This is a genomic window from Azoarcus sp. Soil_N_20 (genome assembly GCF_057656155.1).
On the sequence record NZ_JBDGKX010000004.1, the window covers coordinates 382,566 to 395,345 of the forward strand.

Here is a 12,780-nt window from a genome sequence, read left to right on the forward strand (position 1 = left end):
GAACCGCCGCGTCTAGCCTTGAGCTTGGGTTTGCCGCCGCAAGAATTGCATGGGCAATCATGTGAAGCATTGAGACTGAGGGCTAGAGTACCGGGTGTGAAAGCGGTCGTGCCGGTGAGGGAGTGCCACGATGAGTGCGAAGGTCGAGCTAAGGCTCATTTTGCCCCCTGACGCCGTGCCTGCGCTAAGGAGGCATCCGGTTCTTTCCGAAGCATCGGTGCCCGTCACGGACGACGACGACGCGGAGGAGACCTACTACGACACGCCGGATTTTCTCCTGAACGCGCGGAGACTGAGCGCCTGTCTTCGGCGCCATGGGGTGATCTGTGAGCAGGTAATTTCGCCCAGGATGCAGCCGGTAGTTGGACTATCCGTTGCGCCTGTATGGGTCCAGCCTTTTGACGGCGTTTTCGATTGCGCTCACATCGACGATACCCGTCTGGCTCGCCGGCTCCAGAAGCATAGGGCAAGCCTCGTGGCGGTCTTTTGCGCCAGATTGCGCCGAACGTCGTGTCGTCATGAGTCCCGTGACGGCGCGACGATTCTGATGACGATCGAGGAGGGCATGATGGAAGCCGCCCGGCACAGCGCGCCGATCGGTGAACTCGTACTTTCGCTCGAAGCCGGGCATCAGCTCGATCTATACCGCCTCGCAGTCGAATTGGCGCGTGACCTCCCGTTGATACCGTGTGACCTCTCGATTGCGGATCGCGGCTATCGACTGCTTCTCGAGGAGAGCGTGCTCCCATTGCGCTCACAAGGCTCGGGAATCGGGGCTGACCAGACCGTGGTCGATGCCTTCGTGACCCTGGCTCAGGCTTGCGTGCGCCAATGGCAGACCAACACGATCGGGGCGTCGGAAGTCAGTCGCGACCAACGACCGGAGTTCATTCACCAGTTGCGGGTTGGGCTGCGGCGTCTGCGCTCGCTGCTAAAGCTCTTCAGGCCCGCCCTGCCGGTTGAATTCGTCGCCGAATGGCGGGCTCGCCTGCGCGACAACGCGATTCGTTTCAGTGCCGCTCGTGATCTCGACGTTTTTCACGACGAACTACTGGACCCGGTGTCGTTCGAGCGGCTCATGGACACGGAGGTGATCATGCGCTTGAGGGACAGGGCTGACGGCGCACGTCGGGCGGCCTTTGAGGAAACCGAACGGAGTCTCGATCAGGGGGAGCAGGGTCGGCTGATCCTGGCGTTCACTACGGCCCTGTTGCGCCTGCCCGACGTAAGCGTCGATATCGCTGCGAACCTGCGGCGCTTTGCCGCGCTTCGCCTCGGACGGCTACTAAAGAGTGGCCGCCGACGCTACGAGCAGGCGACGGAGCTCCTGCCTGAACAGTTGCACCAGTTGCGTATCGCCACGAAGGAACTGCGGTATGCAATGGAGTTTTTCGCGCCGCTCTTTCCACGGAAGTCCGTGGGTCGCTACTTGAGGCACCTGACGCGCGCGCAGACAGCGCTCGGATTCCTCCAGGACATGGAGGTTGCGCGCGTCCGATGCGAGAACTGGGTGCAGGGCGACCCGGCACTTGGGATGGCGGCCGGCTTTGTGCTCGGCTGGCATGCCCAGCGTGATGCCGAGACACACCAAAAGGTCCTGAAGATCTGCAGGGCGGTGCTCTGGGGCGCGGTCCCCTGGAAGGCCGGGTAACGATCGAGCGGCGTGCGGATTGATTGAGGCGCATGCGTTCCCTGAAGCGTCGTTGCAACCACAGGCCGGAATCGCGCGGTCGCCTTGATTGCGCATGTGCTGACACACGCACAGCCTGGCCACTATTTCTCTTCATCCCTTGCGCCGTCCCTCCGAGAATAGAATAATAAAGTATTACGATATCACTCTCGGAAAGCAGGTCGCAGCACGACGAAGCAGACCACTCATTCAAACCACGCTTGCGGCCAGTTTGGTTGCACGTCGTGGTCTGGGGCGTGGCAGATGCCGTGCGCGAACGCTGCTCTCCTTATTGGCCGAGGAGAGAGACATGACCACGAGCAGGAACACCCAGTCCGCACTGCGCGCAACACTCAAACAGGAAGATGCCTCGCTGATTCAACGGCACCCGGATGTCATGAAGACGCAAACGCCTGTTTCCGACCCACAAGAAACGCCCGAGGCGCCGGCTCAGCAGATCGAGGCCGGTGCCACCCGTGTTGAGGCCACGATGAAGAAGGGGGTAACTGCGCGAGAGACCGTCAAGAAAATTGCTGGAACACCCGAGGTGGTCAAGGCAAACAAGCGCGCAACCGTGACATCGGCCAAGCCGCGCGCCAGAAAGTCTTCCCCGACGGTTTCTGCAGCGGAGATCACCGCGCCCGTGAAAAAGACCGGCGTGAAAGCAACCGTGAGGGCGGATCAAGTCGCGCCAGTTTCTGCTCCCGATGCGGCGAAGGACCCCCGCAAAACCATCAAGGTCAAGGTCGCGCCCACCAAGAAGCCGAAACCTGAGAAACGGGTACGGGACTCGTTCGCGCTTGCTGCCAGCGAGGGCAAGCGGCTCAAAACGTTGCGCGACGAGGTCAAGGCGGTCGGGCGTCGGCCGACGAAATCCGAAGTGGTTCGGGCTTCGATTTCCGCGCTCTCGGTTCGCAGTGGTGCCGAAATCATGGCCTTGATCGAGGCGCTGCCAGCCATCGCCAAAGGCAGGTCCGGCAAGAAAAAGCGTTGATTTCGGACATGCAGAACGTTGCCGGTCCTCGATCCGGCGTTCGATACCCAGCGCCCATTGAGCGTGGCCGAGGATGTTCTCTTGTAGGGGGTAACCATGAAACTCAATGATGCGGCGGAGATCACGGCCAGGATGCAGGCGATCGATCAGATGCTTGAGGCGGCGGGCGTCCCGACATACACCCAGATGTGGACGACGAACGCGCAGTTGCAGGCCGAGCGCGATCGACTCATCGACAGGTGCGAAATGGCCAATGTTGCGCTGTCGAAAACCCGGGGTGATCTCCTGCAGGGAGAGATGATTATTGGCACGGCCGCGAGTGTCGCGCAGATCAAGCGTCAACTTGCCAGGATGAAGGATGCGCGAGACACGCTCGAGCGCAGCCAGCATGAGCGGTTCGACCAGCGGTGGGGTCGCGTTCGCGAACCGGGTCGCTGAACTGCAGGTAAGCTGCCGCCATCTCGCGAGACATTGCGAGACGATTGCCGTTCAGAACCAGATCTGAACGGCAATCGATGTAGTGGCTTCTTACTGATCGTGGTGCTGGCTGCCGCTCAGCTGTCCTCGGCGGAGGCGATGGTTCCGCTCGATCATCGCCAGCGTGAAGTTGCTGTAGCAGGTGTCCAGCGTAACCTCTTCGCCGACCCAGACCGGAAGGCTCACGGTGGTGTGTTCGTGCGGCAGTTCCACTTCCGCCACGATCAGGCCTGTATGGCGCCCTTCGAACACATCGACTTCGAACACATGGTGAGCGTGATCGATCAGGTAGCGCGTCTTGCGCACAATTCGTCCGGCACAGTGGTGGTCGATCATCGCCTGTGCGTCGGCGAGTGGGATGGCGTATTCGAACTCGTCACGGCTGAAACCCTGCTTGGATGACTTCAGGGTGAGATAAGCACGTCCGGCACGGATACGTACCCGCGTCGACATCGACCCGGCCTCCTTTGCAATGTAGCCCTGAACGATGCGCTCGCCCTTGCGGCCATCGAGGACCCGAAGGTCACGGACCAGGAACCTGCGCTCGATTTCTCGCGCCATAATTTGAAATTCAACTTTGCAAGAATGCAATTGTAGCGAAGAGTTCCGTCGGTGACAGCCGCAACACAGTTTTGCAAGGATGCAGTTATAGCGAAGAGTTCCGTCGCTGTTCCGCAACACGGCAGTGCCGCATCCAGTGCTGTCAGGCGCTGGCGCTACCGCCGACCGGTTCGCCCCGCTCCCGAAACGGATACGCTCGCCTGCATCGCTGCGGCGGTGTTTGGCTCGGCGGCAGTGGGGGCGCCGGCTTACGTTCAAAACGGAGAACCGTTCCGGCCCCACAGTCAGCGCTGCACTCAGCAATGAATGATTGCCCACGCTCGCGCCTTCGGCGATGAGGGCTTCAAATGTTCCTTTGTCATACAGGTTGAGATCTGAGCGTCAGAAAAACACAGGATTCGCATTTCAAGGGCGCCGTAGACCACTCCATAACCGTTAGATCTTCAGGTTATTGCGCGTCGGCTACAGCCTCCGCGCTCTACGCGCACATTGAGGCTTCGGCGTGCCGGATGCAGTGAAATCCGGAGCACATCGCCACATGTTCAGGCTATCGCCCGCCTCGCTCTCAATCAAGCTGACGTTACAGGGGGTGTCAGTCGACTGGGGCAGCGCGTACGCCTCATCCAGGCGCAACGGCTTCGTCGCCTCCGCCGGCCGCAGCCTTACTGGCTGCCCGGTCCTGGCGGAAGGCTCGAAGCGGCGGCCCTTGCGGCGGGCATCGACCACCCATCGGCACGCAGGTCGCTCCCTTCCAGTCGTGCCAGCGAGAGATTCCCGTAGCGTCTGTCGTGCGTGACCTCTTCGCCGATCCAGGGCGGCAGCGGCAAGGCGGCGTTCTCATGGGGAAGCTCGGCCTCGGCGAGAATGAGTCCTGAATGCCTCCCCTCGAAGACATCGACCTCGAAAACGAAGCCCGCGAACTCGATCAGATAGCGCGTCTTCCGAACGATCCGATCGGCACAGTGCAGGGCAAGAATTTGCTGGGCATCGGCGAGGGGGATCGGGTACTCGAATTCGTCCCGCGCCAGCGACAAGCTGTGACGAGCCGCCTTCAGCGTGAGGAAAGCCCGCTCGGCGCGGATCGGGACCCGCACGGACATCTCCCCCGGCGCCTTGGCGAGGTAACCCTGCACGATACGGTCGCCCGTGCGCCCGTCCAGGATGCGCGTATCACGCACCAGGAACTTGCGTTCAATTTCCCTTGCCACGCGGATGGGGCTCTGGAGTACTTCAGAAGCGCGAACATAGGCGTGTCCTACCGTGTGTGCCGTATGGACGGCCGGTGCAGGGTCGTCCTTGCGGCTCAGAGCGGTGGCGCGCCGCACCGCGCAGAATCCGCTTTCAGGGAGAGGGACGTGGGTCGCGCAACGACGCGGTTTCGCCTCGTAGCCGCTGGGCTTGACCGGCAAGCGTCGCCATGGTTCCATATCCCGTTCATGGTGGGCCGTTACCCTCGAAGCGAATGGGTGCGATCCGGGCTCGAGACAGTGTGCGCAAGCCGTGGTGGACCGCGAATCGGACGTGCCGACAGGCGCCCGGGATTTCAGGTGAAATCATGCCCCCCACGAACGAAGGCCGCCCCCCGGCGAGTGTCCAAACGGCGCAACCGGCGCTGCCGCTCCGGCCCGCCGCCCGCCGGCTCTCCTACCTGAGACCCAGGAACCTGCCCGATTCGCCTAACGTCAAGCAGCTGTGCCGATGGGTGGCGCCCATCCGGGAGAACATGCGCTGCAGCGACGTGTTCAACCGGCTCATCGAAGATCCGTCGCTCTTCGTGTTGCCGGTGGTCGATGCCAACCAGGTTCCATGCGCGCTGGTCGAGCGGCATGCCTACGTCGACTATTTCAGCCGTCGATTCGTGCTTGATATCCATGGCAAGAAAACGCTCGCCGCGCTCGGCGAAATGGAGACGGCGATCAACAAGCCCCCGGTCGTTGTCGATGCCGCCACCAGCATCGACGACGTGGCGCGCATCATCATCGATGCCGGGATGCAGCACATGGTGACCGCGTTCATCGTCACCGAAGGCGAGCGGTATCTCGGCGTCGCGAACAATCACGATCTGCTCCAGTACATCGCCGAGCGCAAGCAGGAGGAACTGTATTACCTGGCGCACTACGATTCGCTCACCCGACTGCCCAATCGGCTCCTCATGGCCGATCGCCTGACCATGGCGTGCCGCGAGTCGATCCGTAACGGCACGCTGTTTGGGCTGCTGTTCGTCGACCTCGATCGCTTCAAGCAGATCAACGACACTTTGGGGCATTGCTTCGGTGACCATCTCCTGCAGGCGGTGGCGGAACGCCTGGAGGGATGCCTGCGGGCCATCGACACCGTGTCGCGGCTGGGCGGGGACGAGTTCGCGATCGTGCTGGAGCAGTTGAAGGCCGCCGGGGACGTCGATCTGCTGCTGCAGCGCATCGTGGACGCGCTGCAGCAGCCCTTCCGCGTGCTGGAGCGGGACATCGTCGTGACGGCCAGCATCGGCGTCGCGATCTATCCGTGTGACGACGTCGACGTCGAAAACCTCTTCGCCAAGGCCGATGCCGCCATGTACGATGCCAAGAAGAGCGGCCGCAACGCCTTCCGGAAAATGCGTGCCCGGCCTGTCGGCGAACTCCATGGAGGACTTCGTCCTGGAGGCCGACCTGCGGTACGCGCTCGAACGCAACGAACTGCTGCTTCACTACCAGCCGCAAATCAGCGTGCCGACCGGCGCGGTCGTCGGCGTCGAGGCACTGCTGCGCTGGCAGCATCCCAGCCGCGGCATGGTGTCGCCGGCGGTCTTCATCCCTATCGCCGAAGAGTCGGACCTCATCGTCGACATCGGCACCTGGGTCTTGCGCCAAGCGTGTCGCCAAACGCAGCGGTGGTCGCAGGGTGGGGGCCCGCCGCTGCGCATCGCCGTCAATATTTCCGCGGTGCAGTTCCGCTGTGCCGATTTCGTCGAGCGGGTGCGGGACGCGGTCGAGGCCGCCGGCATCGACCCGGGATGCGTGGAACTGGAGTTGACCGAAGGCATCGCCATGCAGCGCGCACCGGACGTCCTCGACACCCTGCTGAAGCTCAAGCAACTGGGGGGGCGGCTGGCCATCGACGATTTCGGTATCGGCTTCTCGAGCCTGAGCTACTTGCAGCGCTTCCCGATCGACACCCTGAAGATCGATCAGTCCTTCATCCGCGGCGTCGATGCCATGCCGGCCAATCGCTCCATCGTGCAGGCGATCGCGGCTATGGCCAGGAGCCTGGCGCTGGAGCTCATCGCAGAGGGGGTGGAAACCCGCTCGGAGTTCGATTTCGCCCGCGCCTGCGGATGCGACAAGGTGCAGGGCTATTTCCATTGCCGGCCAGTGCCGGCGGAGGAATTTGTCGTGTGGCTAGGCGCGCGGAGCACGGCGCCGGGCTTCGTCGGCCGATAGCGGGGGTGAGGACGGGCCCACCTGCGAGCCGGCGCTCATCACCGTCCCATCGGGTCAACCCCGCCTGCCGCGCAGGCGATCGAGACGTTCGAGCAGATCCTGCGGCACCTCTTCCGTGATCCGCGACGCACCGGCAAGTACCGCGCCCTCGTTGCCGTCGAGGGCGATCGTGGCGCCCTCGGGGAGCTCCGTGGCGCCGATCGCGAGCATGCGCCGCGCCTGGTCGATGACGAGCGCTTCGCCGCCGACCAGGCAGACCTTGCCGAGGTGGCGAGCGACGCCAGCGTGGGAGACCTCTTGCTCGCACCTGACCGGCTGCCCACCGACGTGTTGTTCGCGCTCAGGCGCAATGTGCAGCGCGAAGGGCCTGCAAGCGCTCGATCAGATCGCTGGGGACCCGTTCCACGATGCGCGTACGCCCCGCGTAGATGGCACCGCTATTTCCGTCCAGCGTCAGGAAATCGCCCTCGCGCAGGGTGATGTCGCCCAGTCGGATTGATCGGGTCGCGTTGTCGATCTGCAAAGCCTCGCAACCGACGAGACAGACCTTTCCGAGCTGCCGTGCCACAACCGCGGCATGCGAGGTTCGGGCGCCACGCTGTGTCAGCAGCCCTTGGGCGAGGTCGAGTGCACGGATGTCACGCGTCTCGGCATCGTGGCGAACAAGCACGACCGGCGCGCCGGCGCGGGTACGCTCGCACGCACGCGCCTCGTCTAGCACGATTTCTCCGCAAGCCACGCCGCTGGCCGCACTCGGCGCATGGGTCAGCGGCGCGAGTTCAGCGCCTTCGTTGGTGCTGATGTAGCGCTGGGCGAGAGATCGGGCGTCGAGTCCGGTAACGCGTTCGCACGTGACCTGTGCGCTGATTTTGCCTTCTTCGAAGAGATCGAGCGCAATCCGCGCGGCGGCTAGCGGCGTGCGCTTGCCATCGCGCGTCTGCAGCAGATACAGACGGCCGTCCTGGACCGTGAATTCGAAGTCCTGCATGTCGCCGAAGGCACGTTCGAGTTGGTCGACCGCCTGCAACAGCGCGTCCCAGACCTGCGGCGCGACCGCGGCGAGTTCGTCATGGCCGAGCGCACTGCGGCGACCGCTGACAACATCCTCGCCCTGTGCGTTGAAGAGGAAATCCACCCAGGGCTGCGTCTCGCCGCTGCTCGGATCCCGCGTAAAACCCACGCCGGCGCCCGACAGGCCGCCGGCGTTGCCGAACACCATGCTCTGCACCGTGACCGCCGTTCCCATGTCGTGCGCCAGGCCGTGCAGGTCTCGGTAGATGCGCGCCTTGTCGGCGTTCCAGGAGGCGAAGACGGCGGCGATCGCCTGCTCGAGCTGAACGCAGGCGTCCTGCGGGAAGGCCTCGCCCGCTTCGCGCCGATAGGTTTCCAGATGCCGCCCCGCCAGCGTGCGCAGGTCCGCGAAGTCCAGGCTGCGCTCGTCCGCCTCCCCCCGCACGGCCCCGAGATCGTCCTCGAAATGCTGTGCGTCGATACCGGCGACGACTTCGCCGAAGCCGGCGATGAGGCGGCGGTAGGCGTCCCAGGCCAATCGCGGATGACCGTTGATGCGGATGAATCCGGGCAATGTCGCCTCGGTGAGGCCGATGTTGAGCAGCGTGTCCATCATGCCAGGCATCGACACCGGCGCACCCGAGCGTACCGACAGCAGCAAAGGATGGCGGACATCGCCGAGCCGGAGCCGGGTCAGCCGCTCCAGTTCAGCCAGGGCGGGTTGCCAGCATTCGCGGCCCACCGAAGCGGGCGCCGCGCACCAACCCGTGCCGAGCACAAATGCCGGCGGCACCGGCAGGCCCAGTGCAGCCATGCGCGCCAGGTTCCAGGCCTTGAAACCGAGCTCTTCGGGGCTGGTGGTCGCGGCAAGCGGATGGTCCGCGTGGATCAGGCGTACCGTCCTGCGATCGTTGCCCGTCGTGCGCGGTGCCGTTGCCCCAGGCGTGGTCATTGGCCCACCCCGGCCCGGCTGAAAGCCAGTCGCCGCAAGCCGTAACCGGTGGCGAGCAAGGCGTCGGTCGCCGACTCCAGCGCCTGAGCGAAATCGGTGCTCAGGTGAAGGGTCGCGGCATCGGTGACGTGTTCGGCGAGCGCGCGGCGCACCGCGCGCAGCAGGATGTCGCTCTGGCGCTCCGCATTGAGAACACGCCAAAGCGCGGCAACGAACTCCTCGTGGTCCTCGGCACTGCTTTCCTCGCTGAAGCCGCGGGCGATCGCCAGTGCCTTGACGTGATCCTGCACCGCGCCGAGCACCGTGTCGGCCAACTGCCGCATCGACTGGTGTACTTCCCCCAGCCAGCCGTGATGGTGCCCGGCCGCAATCAGGGAGAGCAGGAAGGCCGCTTCTTCAAGCGCATCGGCGACGTCGTCGACGGTTTCCACCAGCGCGGCAACGCTGGCCCAGCGCGGGCGCGCTTCCGCGCGCGCGCGCGCATCCATCACCAACTGGTCGGCACGCCGCTCCCAGTCCTTCGCCCGCTCGGCGAAGATATCGGCGGCCTCGCGATCACACTCATGGCCGTGGGCCAGCGCGTCGCGCAGCCCTTCGGCCAGTGCATGGCAATAGGCCGCGTGCTCGGCGAGGAGGTCGAACGCGTCGTGACGGCTCATGTAACGCACGAGCAGCAGCCGGACATCGTCGACGATCAACGCGATCGGCTGGTGCTGCTGCATCGCCTTCGTCGCGAGCGCGAATGCATCGAGCAGGAAGGCCGTCGCCCGCTCGACGCCCATCACGTCGTCGAGCCGATCGCCAAGGTGGAAGTAGTCCGGACCAAGCGCTTCCATCGCACCGAAGATCAGCTTCTCGCCACCGGCCGCCAGCCAACTCATGTGACCGACACGGCGGCCGGCTGCCTCGGTGAGTACAGCCAGCGCAGCCGCCTTGCCGACGATCTGTTCGAGCCGCTTGCGGGCCCGATTCCAGTCGATCAGGAAGACGATCCGGGCGCCGATGCCTTCGAGCACCCTGCACAGCTGTTCTTCGTTATCACAGGCAAAGGTGGCGCTCCCCACGTAGTAGGTGTCGCCCGCATTGAGTCCGGCGGTGGTCCGCGCCTGCGGTGCGGACCAGGTCGCTTCCACCTCCTCGAGCAGGGCGCGGAAGAAGGCGAAACGCCGATGATGCAGATCTGAATACGTCAGGCCGACGTTCAGGCCCTTGACCTGAATCACCAGGACGTGGGCGTCGTTGGTGCCGATATCGTTTTGCAGCAGCAGATGCTCGCCGTCGCGCGTGGCGGCAGTATCGAGCCCCGGATGATCGAGCTTGAGGGCGCGGGTTAGATTGACGCCGCGCATGAAGGCAGCCACGCGTGGCCGGTCTGCCTCGTCCAGTTGCCAGACGTGCGCCCCATCGATATCGTCGCTCGACAGTTCCGTGGCCATCCGGTTGAGCGCCTTGTGCAGATCCATGATCAGCAGATGGACGCTGTCTTCCTTCCCGCGCTTTCCACTGATCAGGGCGTGAAGTTGCTCGGGCGAGAGTTCATCCGGGGTCAGCGCTTCCAGCCAGTCGGTCCAGTGTCCCAGGCGGGTATCGAGATCCGTGCAGCCTTCGAGCGGCCGCGCCATCGTGCGCAGATCCTCGCGCAACATCGCATACAGGTGCGCGAGCTCGGGAACATGCAGCGTCCTGCCTTCACGATAAGCACTGACGGGCAGGTCCGCGAGCCATGGCAAGTTCACGCCAGCCGACATGAACTCGCGGGAAAGGTCGAGTGGGGGCGCGTCGGCCCTGTCCGCGCGTTCCGCGGCGGCTTGGACCACGCTGAGATAGAGTTTGAGGCGATCGTTGGCCGCGAGCGCGGCCTTTACCCGCGCAGGCTTCAGTAGCTCGTTCTGCCCCAGGGTCGCAAGTGCATCGATCTTTTCCATGGCGAGCTCCAGCACCTTTTGCCGGATTCTCGTGGGCCAATGTGACAGACATGTCACCGTGGCAAATCGCGGAACCGTGTTGGTGTCTCCCCTCACGTCACCTGTCTGCCACAGCCGCGTCACGGGTATGAGTTCGTCCAGCACTTGCGGTTCCGTCCTTCCCGGCAGTGAGCCTGGGACAGGCGTTGGGGAGCGACGGGGAGGAGCCCGCGATAAGTGCGAATCACAATGGCACACCCGATGGCCGCGTCGTTTATCGGAACATCACCCGAGTTCACGACGGCATCACGGCGACGATCGATCCGTTCGGGGTGACCGCGCCGCTCCTCCACGTCCAGACCGCCTCGCTGCAACACCCGCAGGAACTTGCCGAGCGGGGGGTGCAGATGTCGCTGGACGTTCTCCGATTGCAGCGGCACACCTACGATTGTGCGCTCGGTGTGCCCCACCACGAACCCGTGTGGCCGTAAGCTGACGATCCGCGTTTTTCCGATCCGGTCAGGACCGAATCGGCGACGTGGGATCGCGTGGAGGACTGGTATCTGGCCTTCACCCACCACGTACAGGACATGCCGTTCGAGCCCCGTGGATTGTCGGGCCAGGAGCGCCGTCGGGTCGCACTCTGGTGGCGCGAGTGACTCAACGCGGTCGCACCGAAAGCAGCCGTCCAGCGACGGATGATCGGTATCCCGCCCTCGCGGCGGCCCCTGAACATGCGATCTTGAGTCATAATTTCTGGCGCAAAACGAGAAATCTTGAAGGCAAGACGCGCTGCATCTCTCGGTGAGACTGCGATGACTCGAAAGTTGGACATCAAGCAGGTTGGCGGCGAAGCACCGCAGCCGTTGCGCGCCGAACGCTCTCCGCTCAAACCCAAACAAGCGATGAGTGATGCCTGTGTCGCGCTCGCACAGTCCTGCGTGCGCCAGTGGCAGGGAAACGTGAGCCGCGCGGCGCAGCGCAGGTCGGAGCCGAAGAGGCTGTCGAGTTCATCCACCAAGCGCGGGTCGCACTTAGACGCCTGCGCTCAGTGCTGAAGGTCTTTACCCCGGCGCTATCTGCAGAATTCGCGGATGTTTTGCATCCGCGTCTGCGCGACAACGCCGACCGTTTTGGCCCGGCCCGCGACCTCGACGTGCTGCGGACCGAACTGCTGGAGTCGGTCGTACCCGACGGGCTGCTCGGAAGCCAGGCGTTTCGGGGTCTGCTGGCGACTGCCGACACGGAAAGTCAGGCCGCCCACGCCAGCGCACGGAAGGCCATCGACCCGGATGAACAAGGTCGCATGATTGCTGCGTCCACCACGGATCTGCTACAGCTTCAGCGAAACGCGTTTGGCAATGACATCGCTTTGCCAAGCAGCGGCTTGCACGTGTCCGAAAGCGAGCCCTTGAGCGCTTCGTGGGGGCTTCCGAGCGTGTGCCCGAGCAGCTGCACGGACTTCGTAATGGCGTGAAGGAACTGCGCTACACGCTTGAGTTCTTCTCCCCGCTGCTCCCCGAAGAAGCGGTGCACGCCTACGCCAAACAGCTCACGCGTACCCAGACCGCGCTCGGATTTCTACAGGACTTGGACGTGGCGCGTCGCCGACTCGAAGCCGGGGCGCAGAATAATCCAAGCAGCTTTGCGACTGGCTGACCGGCGATGCCGCGGTCGAACAGTTTGGCGACGTGATCACGCTGACCGACAATAATGCTCGCCCGCCGCAGGAGGCGGCACCCGGCCAACTGCTGCCCTGCACAAAGCCGATCCGGGTGTTTCACGGAGCGCGC

The 12,780-nt window shown here is 64.0% G+C and carries 11 protein-coding genes and 1 pseudogene; 7 read left to right on the plus strand and 5 right to left on the minus strand.

Going from position 1 to position 12,780, the window contains the following annotated elements; genetic code table 11:
• The first annotated feature begins 130 nt into the window (after nt 1-130).
• From AC3A35_RS11240 to AC3A35_RS11250, 3 genes are all read left to right on the plus strand, one after another.
• Entirely contained in the window at nt 131-1,651 is a 1,521-nt protein-coding gene (locus AC3A35_RS11240) for a CYTH and CHAD domain-containing protein (protein WP_487436166.1), read from the plus strand.
• Between the two features lie 328 nt (nt 1,652-1,979).
• Entirely contained in the window at nt 1,980-2,663 is a 684-nt protein-coding gene (locus AC3A35_RS11245) for a hypothetical protein (RefSeq protein WP_487436167.1), read from the plus strand.
• Between the two features lie 96 nt (nt 2,664-2,759).
• The gene (locus AC3A35_RS11250; protein WP_487436169.1) at nt 2,760-3,101 is read left to right on the plus strand and encodes a hypothetical protein; all 342 of its coding nucleotides are present in this window, start codon (nt 2,760-2,762) and stop codon (nt 3,099-3,101) included.
• Between the two features lie 90 nt (nt 3,102-3,191).
• Here AC3A35_RS11250 and AC3A35_RS11255 read toward each other — a convergent pair whose 3' ends face one another.
• The gene (locus tag AC3A35_RS11255) at nt 3,192-3,701 is read right to left on the minus strand and encodes a CYTH domain-containing protein (RefSeq protein ID WP_487436170.1); all 510 of its coding nucleotides are present in this window, start codon (nt 3,699-3,701) and stop codon (nt 3,192-3,194) included.
• A 662-nt stretch (nt 3,702-4,363) separates the two neighbouring features.
• On the minus strand, nt 4,364-5,110 hold the full coding sequence (locus AC3A35_RS11260) for a CYTH domain-containing protein (RefSeq protein WP_487436172.1): 747 nt from the start codon (nt 5,108-5,110) through the stop codon (nt 4,364-4,366).
• Between the two features lie 494 nt (nt 5,111-5,604).
• On the opposite strand from AC3A35_RS11260, the pseudogene AC3A35_RS11265 reads away from it, so the two are divergent.
• Together AC3A35_RS11265 and AC3A35_RS11270 are read left to right on the plus strand one after the other, a co-directional pair.
• Nucleotides 5,605-6,231 (plus strand): annotated as a pseudogene (locus tag AC3A35_RS11265) (diguanylate cyclase domain-containing protein); the annotation flags it as partial.
• Between the two features lie 91 nt (nt 6,232-6,322).
• On the plus strand, nt 6,323-7,120 hold the full coding sequence (locus tag AC3A35_RS11270) for a putative bifunctional diguanylate cyclase/phosphodiesterase (RefSeq protein ID WP_487436173.1): 798 nt from the start codon (nt 6,323-6,325) through the stop codon (nt 7,118-7,120).
• Between the two features lie 54 nt (nt 7,121-7,174).
• Here AC3A35_RS11270 and AC3A35_RS11275 read toward each other — a convergent pair whose 3' ends face one another.
• From AC3A35_RS11275 to AC3A35_RS11285, 3 genes are all read right to left on the minus strand, one after another.
• A complete protein-coding gene (locus AC3A35_RS11275; RefSeq protein WP_487436174.1) occupies nt 7,175-7,330 on the minus strand; it encodes a hypothetical protein in 156 nt (51 codons plus the stop codon).
• 130 nt (nt 7,331-7,460) lie between these two features.
• Nucleotides 7,461-9,083 (minus strand): PEP/pyruvate-binding domain-containing protein, encoded by a 1,623-nt coding sequence (locus AC3A35_RS11280; RefSeq protein WP_487436176.1) that lies wholly within the window; start codon nt 9,081-9,083, stop codon nt 7,461-7,463.
• Entirely contained in the window at nt 9,080-11,008 is a 1,929-nt protein-coding gene (locus AC3A35_RS11285) for a phosphate transport regulator (RefSeq protein ID WP_487436177.1), read from the minus strand. Before AC3A35_RS11285 ends, AC3A35_RS11280 begins: the two co-directional genes overlap by 4 nt.
• A gap of 928 nt (nt 11,009-11,936) precedes the next feature.
• Here AC3A35_RS11285 and AC3A35_RS11290 point away from each other — a divergent pair.
• Both AC3A35_RS11290 and AC3A35_RS11295 read left to right on the plus strand, forming a co-directional pair.
• Nucleotides 11,937-12,464, plus strand: coding sequence for a CHAD domain-containing protein (locus tag AC3A35_RS11290; RefSeq protein WP_487436178.1), 528 nt, complete (start codon nt 11,937-11,939; stop codon nt 12,462-12,464).
• Nucleotides 12,410-12,646, plus strand: a complete 237-nt coding sequence (locus AC3A35_RS11295) for a CHAD domain-containing protein (protein WP_487436179.1) — start codon at nt 12,410-12,412, stop codon at nt 12,644-12,646. Before AC3A35_RS11290 ends, AC3A35_RS11295 begins: the two co-directional genes overlap by 55 nt.
• The last annotated feature ends 134 nt before the right edge of the window (nt 12,647-12,780 follow it).